General features: G+C 59.1%; 13 protein-coding genes. 5 read left to right on the top strand and 8 right to left on the bottom strand.

Translation table 11 applies throughout. The features are described from left to right. The first annotated feature begins 224 nt into the window (after window positions 1–224). The gene (fabR, locus tag H3Z84_RS01500) at window positions 225–851 is read left to right on the top strand and encodes an HTH-type transcriptional repressor FabR (protein WP_022989112.1); all 627 of its coding nucleotides are present in this window, start codon (window positions 225–227) and stop codon (window positions 849–851) included. A 13-nt stretch (window positions 852–864) separates the two neighbouring features. Here fabR and H3Z84_RS01495 read toward each other — a convergent pair whose 3' ends face one another. From H3Z84_RS01495 to guaB, 6 genes are all read right to left on the bottom strand, one after another. Beyond that, the gene (locus tag H3Z84_RS01495; protein ID WP_199456003.1) at window positions 865–1,272 is read right to left on the bottom strand and encodes an HIT domain-containing protein; all 408 of its coding nucleotides are present in this window, start codon (window positions 1,270–1,272) and stop codon (window positions 865–867) included. Window positions 1,273–1,289: 17 nt separating this feature from the next. Then, on the bottom strand, window positions 1,290–2,636 hold the full coding sequence (locus tag H3Z84_RS01490; protein ID WP_199456002.1) for a UDP-glucose dehydrogenase family protein: 1,347 nt from the start codon (window positions 2,634–2,636) through the stop codon (window positions 1,290–1,292). Between the two features lie 32 nt (window positions 2,637–2,668). Next, on the bottom strand, window positions 2,669–3,658 hold the full coding sequence (gene galE, locus H3Z84_RS01485) for a UDP-glucose 4-epimerase GalE (protein ID WP_199456001.1): 990 nt from the start codon (window positions 3,656–3,658) through the stop codon (window positions 2,669–2,671). Further along, window positions 3,655–4,164 (bottom strand): tRNA adenosine(34) deaminase TadA, encoded by a 510-nt coding sequence (gene tadA, locus H3Z84_RS01480; RefSeq protein ID WP_199456000.1) that lies wholly within the window; start codon window positions 4,162–4,164, stop codon window positions 3,655–3,657. The genes galE and tadA overlap by 4 nt, the downstream gene beginning before the upstream one ends. Next, on the bottom strand, window positions 4,155–5,732 hold the full coding sequence (guaA, locus tag H3Z84_RS01475) for a glutamine-hydrolyzing GMP synthase (protein WP_199455999.1): 1,578 nt from the start codon (window positions 5,730–5,732) through the stop codon (window positions 4,155–4,157). The genes tadA and guaA overlap by 10 nt, the downstream gene beginning before the upstream one ends. A 63-nt stretch (window positions 5,733–5,795) precedes the next feature. Continuing rightward, window positions 5,796–7,259, bottom strand: a complete 1,464-nt coding sequence (gene guaB, locus H3Z84_RS01470; protein WP_022989118.1) for an IMP dehydrogenase — start codon at window positions 7,257–7,259, stop codon at window positions 5,796–5,798. A 190-nt stretch (window positions 7,260–7,449) separates the two neighbouring features. Between guaB and xseA the strand changes: the two genes are divergently transcribed. From xseA to H3Z84_RS01455, 3 genes are all read left to right on the top strand, one after another. Continuing rightward, on the top strand, window positions 7,450–8,829 hold the full coding sequence (xseA, locus tag H3Z84_RS01465; protein WP_199455998.1) for an exodeoxyribonuclease VII large subunit: 1,380 nt from the start codon (window positions 7,450–7,452) through the stop codon (window positions 8,827–8,829). A gap of 70 nt (window positions 8,830–8,899) precedes the next feature. Then, window positions 8,900–10,816 (top strand): propionyl-CoA synthetase, encoded by a 1,917-nt coding sequence (locus H3Z84_RS01460; protein ID WP_199456007.1) that lies wholly within the window; start codon window positions 8,900–8,902, stop codon window positions 10,814–10,816. Between the two features lie 328 nt (window positions 10,817–11,144). Then, on the top strand, window positions 11,145–11,354 hold the full coding sequence (locus H3Z84_RS01455; RefSeq protein WP_022989121.1) for a cold-shock protein: 210 nt from the start codon (window positions 11,145–11,147) through the stop codon (window positions 11,352–11,354). Between the two features lie 106 nt (window positions 11,355–11,460). On the opposite strand, the gene leuA is transcribed toward H3Z84_RS01455, so the two are convergent. Continuing rightward, the gene (gene leuA / locus H3Z84_RS01450) at window positions 11,461–13,155 is read right to left on the bottom strand and encodes a 2-isopropylmalate synthase (protein ID WP_022989122.1); all 1,695 of its coding nucleotides are present in this window, start codon (window positions 13,153–13,155) and stop codon (window positions 11,461–11,463) included. Window positions 13,156–13,292: 137 nt separating this feature from the next. Here leuA and H3Z84_RS01445 point away from each other — a divergent pair, with 137 nt between their 5' ends. Beyond that, complete coding sequence (locus H3Z84_RS01445) at window positions 13,293–13,790, top strand: Lrp/AsnC family transcriptional regulator (RefSeq protein WP_199455997.1); 498 nt, start codon at window positions 13,293–13,295, stop codon at window positions 13,788–13,790. Here H3Z84_RS01445 and H3Z84_RS01440 read toward each other — a convergent pair. Further along, window positions 13,778–14,401: a TetR/AcrR family transcriptional regulator gene (locus H3Z84_RS01440; RefSeq protein WP_199455996.1), complete on the bottom strand. Its 624-nt coding sequence runs from the start codon at window positions 14,399–14,401 to the stop codon at window positions 13,778–13,780. The genes H3Z84_RS01445 and H3Z84_RS01440 overlap by 13 nt on opposite strands. Between the last annotated feature and the right edge of the window lie 122 nt (window positions 14,402–14,523).

The raw sequence follows: 14,523 nt of genomic DNA, 5'->3' as shown, positions 1-14,523 counted from the left end.
TCTGGTTGTGAAAGAGCATGCAGGTTAGACTCGGACATGGCGTATCATTCCTCTGTTGGTTGTGATCTTGGCGGTGATCAACCAACAGGATACGCCACCCCTTCAGCCTGCTTCCATACACCAGAAATCACCATAACTCCAGGCACCGCAAATCGGGCGTAAAGGTGACTATCAAAAAACCGGGGGCTAGAATGCATGGTTTGACCGGCGGATGGAGTTGTAAGTTGGCCACCAGAGCGGAACAGAAACAGAAAACCCGGCGGGCGCTGATGGATGCGGCCCTGGCACAGCTGAGCGCGGATCGGGGCTTTGGCAGTCTCAGTTTGCGGGAGGTTGCCCGGGAGGCCGGGATTGCGCCGACGTCGTTTTACCGGCACTTTGCCGAGCTGGATGAGCTGGGGCTGGCATTGGTGGACGAAGGCGGTGTGGCGCTGCGGCAGCTGATGCGGCAGGCCCGCAAGCGGATTGTGCGCGACGGCAGTGCTATTTCTACGTCGGTGGATACGTTTATGGAGTATCTGGGCAATAATGCCAATCTGTTCCGTCTGATGCTGCGGGAGCGTACCGGGGTGTCGAAGCCGTTCCGGACGGCGGTGAAGGCGGAGATTGATCACTTCGTGACAGAGCTGGCCGATGATTTGCGCCGGTTTGCCGAGGAGCAGAACAAGCCGCTGGCGGATGCCCGCCTGGTGGCCGAGTCCATGGTTACCCTGGTGTTCAATCAGGGCGCGGAAGCGCTGGATGCCACACCCAAAGAGCGGGAGGAGCTGAAAGCCAAGCTGAAGACGGAGCTTCGGATGATTCTGGTAGGTTCCCAGACCCTGGCGCAGTGGCAGCAGGGCCGGGAGTAATACCAAAGAGTACTCAGGCCAGTTGCTGAAGCAGCGGCTTGAGTTTTGCCTTGATCTGTTCCAGTTCGCCGTCCTCATAGGGAACCGGCGGCTGTTTGCCCCATACCGGGCCCGGCCAGGCCGGGTCGCCTTCAAAGCGTACGATGTGGTGCAGGTGAAGCTGCGGCACCATGTTGCCCAGCGCCGCCACGTTCATCTTGTCGCCACCGAAGATCTCCATCATGCCCTGGCTCAGGGTCGACGATTCTTCCAGCAAACGCTGCTGCTCTTTGCCGAGCTGGTAGATCTCCCGAATATCCGGCACCGCCGGCACCAGGATAATCCAGGGCCAGGTGCGATCATTCATCAGCAGGATTTCGCACAGTTGGCTGCGCCCCAGGTTATGGGTGTCTGCCGCCAGGCGTTCATGTAACTGGAACATCACCTGCCCTCCCCGGCTCAGAGCGCCGAATGGAACTGGTTACGGCCGCGGCCGATGGCGTAGTAGATCAAACCATAGCGCTCGAGCATTTCCGGCTCGTACAGGTTACGACCATCAAAGACCACCGGATGCTTGAGGGTGCTGGACACCACGTCGAAATCCGGGGAGCGGAATTCTTTCCACTCGGTGCAGATGGCCAGGGCATCGGCGCCTTTGAGGGCCTGTTCCTTGGTACCGCACAGAGTCAGGCCATCCTGGTCACCGTAGATACGCTGGGTTTCTTCCATGGCTTCCGGATCGAAGGCCTGCACGGTAGCACCTGCCTTCCAGAGGTCTTCCATCAGGGTGCGGGCCGAGGCCTCACGCATGTCGTCGGTGTTCGGCTTGAAGGCCAGCCCCCACAAAGCGACGACCTTGCCCTTCAGATCGCCCTGGAAGTAATGGCTGATCTTGTCGAACAGCACGTGCTTCTGGGCGTAGTTCACCGCTTCTACAGCGTTCAGCAGCTTGGATTCGTAATCACAGTCGCGGGCGGTGCGGGCCAGGGCCTGGACGTCTTTCGGGAAGCAGGAGCCGCCGTAGCCGCAGCCGGGATAGATAAAGTGGTAACCGATACGGGGGTCGGAACCGATACCGCGGCGCACTTCCTCGATATCCGCGCCCAGGCGCTCGGCCAGGTTGGCCACTTCGTTCATGAAGCTGATCTTGGTGGCCAGCATCGCATTGGCGGCGTATTTGGTCAGCTCAGCGGAACGGATGTCCATAAAGATCATCCGGTCGTGGCTGCGGTTGAACGGGTAGTACACTTCGCGCAGCAGGTCCGCAGCTTGCTCGCTGTCGGTGCCCACCACAATCCGGTCCGGCTTCATGAAGTCGTTGATGGCCGCCCCTTCTTTCAGGAATTCCGGGTTGGAGACCACATCGAAATCCAGCTCCAGGCCGCGATGGTCCAGCTGGGCACGAACCGCCGCTTTCACCTTGTCGCCGGTGCCAACCGGTACGGTGGATTTGTCCACCACCACCTTGTAATCATCCATGTACTGGCCGATGGACTTGGCCACGGCCAGCACGTATTGCAGGTCGGCAGAGCCGTCTTCATCCGGCGGCGTGCCCACGGCGATGAACTGCAGGGTGCCGTGTTTGACGGCTTCTTCGGTATCGGTGGTAAAGGACAGACGGCCCGCTTCAACCGTGTGCTTCACGATGTTATCCAGGCCCGGCTCGTAGATGGGGATCTGGCCGTTCTTCAGCTTTTCGATCTTACCCTGGTCGACATCCATACACAGAACGTGGTGCCCCACATCCGCCAGGCAGGCACCCGTCACCAAGCCAACATAACCGGTTCCGAAAATCGTGATTTTCATGTAACTGTTCCTGAATTTCGTTGAAAAGGGCGTCAATCAGAGGCTTTTTTCTGCAGCCAGATCTTTTCCCAGGCCAGCGCGGTGCGCACGATGGTATTGAGGTCATCGTAATCCGGCTGCCAGCCCAGAACTTTCTTGATTCGCGTGTTGTCGGCCATCAAGGCAGCCGGGTCTCCGGCGCGGCGGCCGGTTTCGGTGACCGGGAAATCCACACCGGATTCCTGCTTTACCACATCAATCACTTCCCGCACGGTAAAGCCGCGGCCGTAGCCACAGTTCAGCACCTGCGATTCCCCGCCTCCGGCCATATAATCCAGCGCCATCACATGGGCCTTGGCCAGGTCCTCCACGTGGATGTAATCGCGGATGCAGGTGCCATCGCGGGTTTCGTAATCCGTGCCGAAGACGCTCATGCCCTCGCGCTGCCCGGTCACGCACTCGCTGGCCACCTTGATCAGGTGAGTCGCTTCCGGCGTTGCCTGGCCCAGAAGTCCTTCGGGGTTAGCGCCGGCCACGTTGAAGTAGCGCAGAATCACATAGTTCAGGCTGCTGGCCGCGGCCAGGTCCATCATCATGCGCTCGCTCATCATCTTCGAAGCCCCGTAGGGATTGATGGGCGCCAGCGGGAGGTCTTCGGTCAGTACCGTTTCTTCCGGCATGCCATACACAGCGGCCGTGGAGGAGAACACCATGTAGGGAACCTGGTGGCTTTCCACCGCTTTCAGCAGGTTCAGGGTGTTACGGGTGTTGTTGCTGTAATACTTGAGGGGATTACTGACCGACTCAGGCACCACAATGTTGGCGGCAAAATGCAGGACCGCCTCAAACTTATGCTGCGAGAAAACGGCTTCAATAGCCTGTTCATCGGCCAGGTCGCCCACCACCAGCTCACCGGCAGTGACCGCCCAGCGATAGCCGGTGGAAAGATTGTCGAAAACCACAATGTCGTGGCCTGCTGCAGCCAACTGCCGGGCCACATGGCTGCCGATATAACCGGCACCGCCGGTAACGAGAACTTTCATGGAATTTCGTTTCCCTTCCCTGAGTTTTGTTGTCGGCGCGCACGGATTTCCCGACGGCGCCGGCTGAAAAATTCTGAAATGGCCTGCCCGCATGCCTCGGCCATCACACCGCCGGTTACCTCTACCCGCCAGTTCAGGTGCGGCTCTTCCAGCGTTCTGCGGGCGGATTCTACGGCGCCGGCTTTGGGTTCTGCGGCCCCATACACCAGGCGGCTGATACGGCTGTGCACAATGGCACCCACGCACATGGTGCAGGGCTCCAGCGTCACGTACAAGGTGGCACCGGCCAACCGGTAATTCCCAACCCTGGCGGCGGCGTCCCGCAGTGCGCGAATCTCCGCATGGGCGGTCGGGTCACACCCGGAAATCGGGGCATTAAACCCGGCCCCGATTTCCTTGCCATTCAGCACCACCACGGCACCTACCGGCACTTCATCCTTGCTTGCAGCCTGGCTGGCCAGCTCAAGCGCCCTGACCATCCAGTACTGGTCGTCCTTTATTCCCACTCGATTGTTGCGGGCGGCTTGGACGAGATGTCGTAGGTCACCCGCGACACACCGGAAATCTCGTTGATAATCCGGTTGGATACGGTTTCCAGCAGTTCGTACGGGAGCCGCGCCCAGCGTGCGGTCATAAAGTCCACGGTTTCCACGGCACGGATCGCGATCACGTATTCGTAGCGGCGGGCATCACCCACTACACCCACGGATTTCACCGGCAGGAACACGGCAAAGGCCTGGCTGGTTTTGTGGTACAGATCCGCGCGGTGCAGCTCTTCCAGGAAGATGGCATCGGCGCGGCGCAGGATCTCGGCGTACTCTTTCTTTACTTCGCCAAGGATGCGAACGCCCAGACCCGGCCCCGGGAACGGGTGGCGGTAGACCATGTCGTACGGCAGGCCAAGCTCGAGGCCGATCTTGCGGACTTCGTCCTTGAACAGCTCGCGCAGCGGCTCTACCAGTTTCATCTTCATGGTTTCCGGCAAGCCACCCACATTATGGTGGGACTTGATGACATGGGCTTTACCGGTTTTGGACGCAGCGGATTCAATCACGTCCGGATAGATGGTGCCCTGGGCCAGCCAGTTCACATCCTTGATCTTCGCGGCTTCAGCATCGAACACATCAATAAAGGTGTTACCAATGATCTTCCGCTTCTGCTCCGGATCGTTCTCGCCCTTGAGCTTGGACAGGAACAGGTCTTCGGCATCGGCTCGGATAACCTTTACGCCCATATTGCTGGCGAACATGTCCATCACCTGGTCGCCTTCGTGCAGGCGCAGCAGGCCGTTGTCCACAAACACGCAGGTCAGCTGCTCACCGATGGCCTTGTGCAGAAGCGCAGCGGTGACTGAGGAATCCACACCACCGGACAGGCCCAGCAGCACCTTGTCGAAACCCACCTGCTCGCGAATCTGGCGAACGGCATCGTCAACGATCTTGGCCGGGGTCCACAGTGCCTCACAACCGGAGATGGTCAGGACAAAGTGCTCGAGGATGCGCTTGCCCTGCAGGGTGTGAGTGACTTCCGGATGAAACTGAACGCCGTACAGGTTGCGGCTCAGGTCCTGCATGGCGGCAACCGGTGCGCTTTCGGTGGAGGCCAGCAGCTCGAAGCCTTCCGGCATGGCGACCACTTTGTCGCCGTGGCTCATCCATACGTCCAGCAGGGAATCACCGGCCGGCGTCAGGTGGTCGGTAATGTCTGCCAGCAGCGGGCCCTTGGCACGAACCTTAACCTGGGCATAACCGAACTCGCGCTTCTCGGAGCTGGCCACCCGGCCGCCGAGCTGCTCGGCCATGGTCTGCATGCCGTAGCAAATGCCCAGAACCGGGATGCCCTTGTCGAACAGGCCTTCCGGAGCACGGGGACCACCCAGCTGGGTTACCGACTCCGGACCACCGGCCAGAATGATGCCTTTGGGATTGAACTCGGCGAGTTCTTCGTCTGTGATATCAAAGGCCTTGATCTCGCAGTAAACCCCGATTTCCCGAACGCGACGGGCAATCAGCTGGGTGTACTGGGAACCGAAATCAAGAATCAGGATACGGTGGTCGTGAATGTTCTGAGCCATGGAGTCCTCGGGCTTTAAAAAACAACGCGGCCCGGAAACCGGGCCGCATCAGATCAGGCTGAATTAACCGATGCGGTAGTTCGGCGCTTCCTTGGTGATGGTCACGTCGTGAACGTGGCTCTCACGCATACCGGCATTGGTAATCCGCACAAATTCAGGCTTGGTACGCATGTCGTCCATGGTGGCGCTGCCGGTGTAACCCATAGAGGCACGCAGGCCGCCAACCAGCTGGTGCACGATGTTACGCATCGGGCCCTTGCAGGCAACACGACCTTCGATACCTTCCGGAACCAGCTTTTCAATACCTTTGCTGGCGTCCTGGAAATAACGGTCGCTGGAGCCCTGCCCCATGGCACCCAGGGAACCCATGCCACGGTAGGCTTTGTAGCTACGGCCCTGGAACAGTTCAACTTCACCCGGGGCTTCGTCAGTACCGGCCAGCAGGCTGCCAACCATCACGGCGTGGGCGCCAGCGGCAATGGCCTTGGCGATATCGCCGGAGAACCGGATGCCACCGTCGGCAATCAACGGCACACCGCGCTCTTTCAGGGCAGCAGCTACATTGGAAACCGCAGAAATCTGAGGTACGCCAATACCTGCCACAATACGGGTGGTGCAGATGGAGCCGGGGCCAATACCAACCTTCACGGCATCTGCGCCTGCGTCGGCCAGGGCGATGGCTGCGGCAGAAGTCGCAATATTGCCACCAATCACCTGCACATCCGGGTAGTTCTGCTTGACCCAGCGAACCCGGTCAATCACACCCTTGGAGTGGCCGTGGGCCGTGTCTACCACGATCACGTCTACACCGGCCTCGGCCAGTGCGGCAATACGGGCTTCGGTATCGCCACCGGTACCCACCGCAGCACCAACACGCAGACGGCCTTGCTCGTCTTTACAGGCCAGCGGGTAATCCTTGGCCTTCTGGATATCCTTAACAGTAATCAGGCCGCGCAGCTGGAAGTCGTCGTTGACCACCAGCACTTTCTCGATGCGATGGCGGTGCAGCAGCTCTTTCACGTCTTCAAGGCTGGCGCCTTCTTTGACAGTCACCAGCTTGTCTTTCGGCGTCATGATATCCCGCACCGGGGTATCCATGCGGCTCTCAAAGCGGATATCACGGCCGGTAACGATACCTACCAGGTCGTTGCCATCCACCACCGGCAGGCCGGAGATGCTGTTGGCCATGGTGATATCAACCAGTTCCCGCACGGTGGTGTCCGGGTTAACGGTAATCGGGTCTTTCACCACACCGCTTTCGTATTTCTTGACCTTGCGTACCGCAGCAGCTTGCTGTTCAACCGTCATGTTCTTGTGCATGATGCCAATGCCGCCTTCCTGCGCCATGGCGATCGCCAGCTCAGCTTCGGTTACCGTGTCCATGGCCGCTGATACCAGCGGAATGTTCAGGGTGATACCTTTGGTCAACTGGGTTTTCAGCTCAACCTGGTGAGGTAGAACTTCCGAGAATCCGGGAACCAGGAGAACGTCATCAAACGTGAGGGCTTCTTCGGCAATACGCAGCATTTGGGTCCGCCTTTTGAACATGCTAAGTTTGGAATTTCCCAGCTGCACCCGCGGCGGTGCAACAAAGCAAAATCCTTAATCGATCTATTATAAAGTGGTGACAGAACACAGTAAACCGCAGGGTTTTTGCGGTTTGGTTGCATCTTTCTGAATTTACGTTATTTTTGCCTGTCACCTTCGGCTATTGCGTATGAAAAAACCGGGAGCCCGCCCTTTGATACCCCCCTATCCGGACACCCGCCCAAGAGCACTGAGCGTTTCCGAACTCAATCATCAGGCCAGGCACCTGCTCGAATCCAGCTTCATGCAGGTGTGGGTGGAAGGCGAATTGTCCAGCTTTTCCCGGCCATCGTCCGGCCACTGGTACTTTTCGCTGAAAGACCAGAAATGCCAGATCCGCTGCGCCATGTTTCGCGGGGCGAACCAGCGTATTCGCACCCTGCCGAAAGAAGGCGACCAGATCCGCATTCGCGGCAAGGTGACCCTCTACGAGAACAGGGGTGACTTCCAGATCATCGTAGAACACCTGGAACCTGCCGGCCTGGGGCCGCTGCAGCAGGCATTTGAAGCCCTGAAAATGAAACTGCAGGCCGAGGGCCTGTTCGACCCGGCTCGCAAAAAGCCCCTGCCCGTTACCCCGCGCCACATCGGCGTGGTCACTTCACCCACCGGCGCAGCCATTCACGACATTCTCACCGTGCTGGCACGGCGTTGCCCGGCCATTCCGGTCACGCTCTACCCCACTGCCGTTCAGGGGCAGGCTGCGACGGCCGACATTGTAAACGCCATCGATCGCGCCCAGCGCCACGGCGTGGCGGATGTGCTGATCATTGGCCGGGGCGGCGGCTCGCTGGAGGACCTCTGGTGCTTTAACGAAGAAGCCGTCGCCCGGGCGATTGCCGGATGCTCTATTCCCACCGTCAGTGCAGTGGGCCACGAAGTGGACGTTACCATCGCCGATTTCGTGGCAGACCTTCGGGCACCCACCCCCTCTGCCGCAGCGGAAAAAATCTCGCCGGATCAAAGCCAGTGGCTGCGCCGGCTGGCTGAACAGCAACTCCGGCTGGGGCAATCCGCCCGCCGTTTGCTGCTCCGGCTGGACCAGCAACTCGGCCACCTGGCCGCAAGGCTTCGGGACCCGCGCCGGGAACTCCAGGACAAAGCCCAGCGCATGGACGAGCTGGACATGCGCCTGAACAAGGCCATGAACCTTAAGCTCCAGCAACAGCAGCTTAAAACCGGGCACCTGGCGCAGCGCCTGGGCACCCAGTCGCCAACAAAAACCCTGCAGAATGCCGGGGAACAGGTGCAGCGGCTGAATGAACGGCTGAACAAAGCCATTCGCCAGAACCTGCGGCAGCAGCAGGAAAAGCTCCAGTTGAACGCCCAGACCCTGAACGTGGTCAGCCCGCTGGCCACCCTTGGCCGCGGCTACGCCATCGTGCGGGATGACCAGAATCGCATCGTACGGAGTGCCGATCAGCTGTCAGCCGGCCAGGCCATCAGTGCCCGCTTTGGACAGGGCAACGTGTCGGCAGAGGTGACGAAAGTCAATTCCGTCACAGAATAGACCCGGAACCGATCAAAACTACGCCTATGGTCTAGTAGCCCCCTTTTTCAAAGCCCCTACAGTTGTAGCCATCAACCCTAAAATAAAAAACGATACAACTGAGGTGGAGCACATGAGCTACAACGCCGAATTCCGTCGGTCGATTGATCAGCGGGACGACTTCTGGCGAGACCAGGCGCAAAACATCGACTGGATCGAGCCACCCAAGACCATCTGGCAGGCCAAGGATAACGGCCACGGCGAATGGTTTCCCGATGGTGTACTCAATACCAGTGACGTAGCGCTGGACGCCAACATCCGCGCCGGCCGCGGCGACCAGACCGCACTGATTTACGATTCTCCCGTTACCGATACCCGCCAGACATTCACCTACAACGAACTGCGTGACGAAGTGGCCAGCTTTGCCGGCGCCCTGCGTGATCGCGGTATCGAAAAAGGCGACCGGGTAATCATCTATATGCCGATGATCCCCCAGGCCGCCATTGCCATGCTGGCCTGCGCCCGCCTTGGTGCCATCCACTCTGTGGTGTTCGGCGGTTTTGCCGCCCACGAACTGGCAGTACGGATTGAAGACGCCAAGCCCAAGGCCTTGCTGACGGCCTCCTGCGGCATCGAAATCACCAAGGTGATCGAATACAAGCCGCTGGTGGATAAAGCCATCGAGCAATCCAGCCACAAGCCGGAATTCTGCGTGGTCTACCAACGCCCGCAGGCAAAGGCAGACATGCAGGACGGCCGGGACTTTGACTGGAACACCATTTCTGCCGCAGCCAGCCCCGCAGACCCGGTACCGGTTAAAGCCAATGATCCGCTGTACGTGCTGTACACCTCCGGCACCACCGGCAAGCCCAAGGGCGTGGTAAGGGATAACGGCGGCCACGCCGTCGCCCTGAAATACAGCATGGAACTGGTCTATGACGCCAAGCCCGGAGATGTGTTCTGGGCGGCCTCGGACGTCGGTTGGGTGGTTGGCCACAGCTATATTATCTACGCGCCGCTATTTACCGGCTGCACCACCATCCTCTATGAAGGCAAGCCGGTACGCACCCCGGATGCCGGCGCTTTCTGGCGCGTGGTTGAGGAACACAAGGTGAACATGCTGTTCACCGCTCCGACTGCCTTCCGCGCCGTGCGCAAGGAAGACCCGGAAGCGGATCATCTGGCCAAGTACGATGTGTCTTCCCTCAAGCGTATCTTCCTGGCCGGTGAGCGACTGGACCCGCCCACCTACGAGTGGCTGAAAGAACACACCGGCCTGCCGGTGCTGGACCACTGGTGGCAGACCGAAACCGGCTGGGCCATTTGCTGCAACCCGGTGGGCATTGAAATGATGGCCACCAAACCCGGCTCCGCCACGGTACCCTCCCCCGGCTTCAACGTTCAGGTGGTGGATATGGGCGGCCGCCAGGTACCCGCCGGCGAGCAAGGCCAGATTGCCGTTAAATTACCGCTGCCACCGGGCTGCCTGATGACCGTATGGGGCGACGACGAGCGCTTCCTGAACAGCTACCTGCGGCCCATCGAAGGCTTCTACAGCTCCGGCGATGGCGGTTTTATTGACGATGACGGCTACGTGTTCGTGATGGGCCGTACCGATGACGTGATCAACGTGGCGGGCCACCGCCTGTCCACCGGCGAAATGGAAGAGGTGGTTGCCTCTCACCCGGCCATCGCGGAATGCTGCGTGGTAGGTGCCCACGATGATATGAAAGGGCAGATCCCGGTCGGCCTGGTACTGATCAAGGACGGCGCCACCATCGACCAGGACGAGCTCGAAGAGGAACTGGTGGAAATGGTGCGGGAGAAGATCGGCGCTATCGCCTGCTTCCGCCGCGCCATTGTGGTGGAAAGGCTACCGAAAACCCGGTCAGGCAAAATCCTGCGGCGGGTGATCCGGCAGATCGCCGACGGTGAACAGTACAACGTACCCAGCACCATCGACGACCCGGCAATCCTGGAAGAAATCAGCGAGAAATTCGGACGCTGATCCGCCCCGGACCCTACCGTAAGAAAACCCATCAAGGCCTGCTCCCGACGGAACAGGCCTTGATGTCATTTTAATTACAACTCCTTGTTTTTTATCAACAAAAACAAGAAAATCAATCTTTAGAAAATAATTGACGCCCCTCAAACTCGGTCTATACTGAAAATTGCTGTGAACCTCTGCAGCGGTATTTGGCGAATGCGTTCCAACGTCCTGCCCCGGCTTTTCGTTGCCCCTTCCTCAGTACGCTCCGGATGTTTCAGCTCATAACTGCCTAAGTGCAAAAATGAAGGTCCCGTGAGGGCAAATTTCAGTAAGACAGGAAAGATCGATGTCCGATACCAAAACCGGCCACGTGAAGTGGTTCAACGAATCCAAGGGCTTTGGCTTCATCGCCCAGGAAGGCGGCAGTGACGTTTTCGTTCACTACAGTGCAATCAACTCAAACGGTTTCCGTACCCTGGCTGAAGGCCAGCAGGTACAGTTTACCGTTACCCAGGGCCCGAAAGGCCCGCAGGCGGAAAACGTAACCCCTCTGTAAGGGCGCGCGTTCCCCGCCGGATGCCCCTCACGGGCAGACGGAAAAACAAGAAGGCCGGCAAATTTGCCGGCCTTCTTGCGTTCTGGTTAGCTCATCACCAACTGAGTCAGGCGGTTTCAGTCGGTTCCGGCGCCTTGGCTGCCGGCATTTCCGTACCTACAGCCTGGGCCACAGCAGAGAACAGGGCCTGCAGGGTCGCCGAGGTGGTGTCTTCGGCCAGGGCAGCAGCGCTGCAGTGCTGGCCATTGGCCGTCAGGCGGATACACGCCAGTGCGTTGGCGTTGGTGCCCTCACCCAGCGCAAACTCGTCATAGGCCTCTACGGCGACGGTTACACCAAAGCGCTTGGCCAGGCCGTCCGACACCGCTTCTACTGCACCCAGACCACGCCCTTCGAGGGTAACCGGTGCCTTCTCGCCACCTACAACCACTTCTGCGCGCACGCCATCTTCGTCCCGGTGCAGGTCATACGAACGCAATGACCAGTCACCGTACACCTTCAGATAGCGATCTTCGAACAACCGGTGAATGGTGTGGGAATCGATCTCGCCACCATTGGTTTCGGCCTCTCGCTGCACCACCTTGCTGAACTCGATCTGCAACCAGCGTGGCAGGGTAATGTCATAGTCCCGCTCCAGCACGTAGGCAACGCCACCCTTACCGGACTGGCTGTTGATACGCACCACTTCTTCGTACCGGCGGCCCACGTCGAACGGGTCGATCGGCAGGTAGGCCACGTTCCAGACGTCGCCTTCCTTGCGCCGTGCCAGGCACTTGCGAATCGCATCCTGGTGACTGCCGGAGAAGGCGGTAAATACCAGCTCACCGGCATACGGATGGCGCGGATGAGTGGAAATCTCGGTACAGGCTTCCACCACCTCGGTGATTTCCGCCATGCCGGACAAATCCAGGGTCGGATCGATGCCCTGGGAGTACAGGTTCATGGCCATGGTCACCAGGTCCATGTTACCGGTGCGCTCGCCATTGCCCATCAGGGTGCCTTCCACCCGGTCAGCGCCGGCCATGACACCCAGCTCCGCGGCTGCAACCGCGCAACCCCGGTCGTTGTGGGTGTGCAGGCTGATGCTGATGTGCTCGCGGTAGCGAATGTTCTCGCAAATCCACTCTACCTGGTCGGCAAACACGTTGGGCGTGGACATCTCCACCGTGGCCGGCAGGTTGATAATGACCGGCTGGCCCTGGTCCGGACGCCAGACGTCGGTGACTGCATTGATCACTTCCGCGGCAAAGTCCAGCTCGGTGCCGGTAAAGCTCTCGGGCGAATACTGGAAGGTCCAGTCGGTATCCGGGTGGCGAGCCGCGATTTCTTTCACCAGGGTGGCGCCATTTACGGCAATCTCGCGGATACCGTCACGATCCAGGCCGAACACCTGCTCCCGCTGGACCGTAGAGGTGGAGTTGTACACGTGCACAATCGCCTGCTTCGCACCTGCCAGCGCTTCATAGGTACGTTCGATCAGTTCCGGGCGGGCCTGGGTCAGCACCTGGATTTTTACATCCTCAGGAATGCGGTTTTCCTCGATCAGCTTGCGGCAGAAATCGAAGTCCGGCTGACTGGCTGCCGGAAAACCGATTTCGATTTCCTTGAAGCCAAGCTTGACCAGCAAATCGAACAAACGCTGCTTCTGGGCAACGGACATGGGCTTGATCAGGGACTGGTTACCATCCCGCAGGTCTACGGCACACCAGGTGGGGGCTTTTTCGATAACCTGGTCGGGCCAGCGGCGGTCTTTCTTGGCAACCGGCTTGAAGGCAACGTATTTACGATGATCAAAGGCCATATCTGACAATTCCTTTCACGGGTCTGTGTAATGACACCATTCTAACGCCGCTGTGGCGCTATTTGGTTGCTATTTCGGGGCGCTTTCACTAACTTTACGGCATATAATTGCGATCATTAAAGGTTATAAAGAATAAAATGCCCACAAAAGAAAAGACCCTGATACAAATCGACAAAACAGACCGGAAAATCCTCGAACAATTGCAGAAAGACGGTTCGCTGACCAATCAGCAGCTGGCCGAAAAGGTGGGGTTATCGCCGTCGCCCTGCCTGCGCCGGGTCAGGGCCCTGGAGGAAGCGGGAATCATTATCCGCACCGTGACTATCCTGGATCACAAGAAACTGGGGCTGGCGTTGACGGCGATTATCCTGATCGGCATGGACCGGCACACACCAGAGCGGTTTGCCGCCTTCGGGGAACAGGTTGCCGCATACCCGGAAGTCCAGGAGTGCTACCTGATTACCGGCCAGAGCGCCGACTACATGCTGAAAATTGTGGTGCCGGACATGGACCACTATCACCAGTTCCTGCTGAACCGGATTACCCGTATCCCGGGGGTCAGTGGCGTGCATTCCAGCTTTGTTCTGCGGCGGGTAATCGACAGCACCGCCCTGCCCCTGGGCTACCTTTCCTGACGGATCAGCTCGGCCACATAGGCCTGGGTCATCACTTTCAGTTCACCGACCAGTTGCCGGCCCTGCTGGTCCGGCAGTGTCGCTGCCAGCCGCAGAATGGATCCGGCCGCCCGCGGCAGTAACAGGCTGGCATTCCAGCGGCGGTCATCCGGCAGGTTAGGGTATTCCTGTTGCAGGCGTGCATCCAGGTCACTGGCGTTGTTGTAGAGCTCTCGCAGGTCCAGGTCCCGCAACTCGGGCATGGCTTCAACGCCACTCCAGATGGCCGAATAGGCAGGCTCGGTGCGGTAGAAGGTGTAGAACTGCTCGATCAGCACTTCGATGGCCTCATCCAGGCCAAGTTGCGGTAGCTTCTCCCGGAGTGCACGTTCCATTTTCTCCACATGGCCTTCGGCAATGGCGTGGACGATGGCCGGCTTGTTCGGGAAATACCGGTAAAGGGAGGCGAGGGACATGTCCGACTGCCGGGCAATGGCCGACATGCTGGTGCCGTCTACCCCGTTCTCGTGAAAGATCGCAGCGGCGTGCCGCAAGATGGCGTCTACACGCTCCCTGCTCCGGGCCTGTACGGGCTTTCGGCGTGGTGTTACGTCGATAGATTCGTCAGTCATTATCTGTACCTTGTGCAGCAGGCTCCGTACAATAACGCCCACTTTACGACAAAGAAAGGCAGAGTCAGGCCAACAGACCTGCCAATTAGTCTTAACCCCGGATTTCAAAAAACGGAAGACAC

Source organism: Marinobacter sp. bablab_jr003 (assembly GCF_016464245.1).
In the GTDB taxonomy this organism is placed as follows: domain Bacteria; phylum Pseudomonadota; class Gammaproteobacteria; order Pseudomonadales; family Oleiphilaceae; genus Marinobacter; species Marinobacter vinifirmus.
Note: the sequence above shows the minus strand (reverse complement) of the source record. Positions and strands in the feature narration are given on the sequence as shown.

Excerpts from the sequence above, each read along its gene's own strand:
- galE (WP_199456001.1), bottom strand. The coding sequence starts at position 3,658 with ATGAAAGTTCTCGTTACCGGCGGTGCCGGTTATATCGGCAGCCATGTG.
- guaA (WP_199455999.1), bottom strand. The coding sequence starts at position 5,732 with ATGGCTCAGAACATTCACGACCACCGTATCCTGATTCTTGATTTCGGT.
- H3Z84_RS01440 (WP_199455996.1), bottom strand. The coding sequence starts at position 14,401 with ATGACTGACGAATCTATCGACGTAACACCACGCCGAAAGCCCGTACAG.
- H3Z84_RS01455 (WP_022989121.1), top strand. The coding sequence starts at position 11,145 with ATGTCCGATACCAAAACCGGCCACGTGAAGTGGTTCAACGAATCCAAG.
- H3Z84_RS01495 (WP_199456003.1), bottom strand. The coding sequence starts at position 1,272 with ATGTTCCAGTTACATGAACGCCTGGCGGCAGACACCCATAACCTGGGG.
- H3Z84_RS01490 (WP_199456002.1), bottom strand. The coding sequence starts at position 2,636 with ATGAAAATCACGATTTTCGGAACCGGTTATGTTGGCTTGGTGACGGGT.
- xseA (WP_199455998.1), top strand. The coding sequence starts at position 7,450 with ATGAAAAAACCGGGAGCCCGCCCTTTGATACCCCCCTATCCGGACACC.
- leuA (WP_022989122.1), bottom strand. The coding sequence starts at position 13,155 with ATGGCCTTTGATCATCGTAAATACGTTGCCTTCAAGCCGGTTGCCAAG.
- H3Z84_RS01445 (WP_199455997.1), top strand. The coding sequence starts at position 13,293 with ATGCCCACAAAAGAAAAGACCCTGATACAAATCGACAAAACAGACCGG.
- guaB (WP_022989118.1), bottom strand. The coding sequence starts at position 7,259 with ATGCTGCGTATTGCCGAAGAAGCCCTCACGTTTGATGACGTTCTCCTG.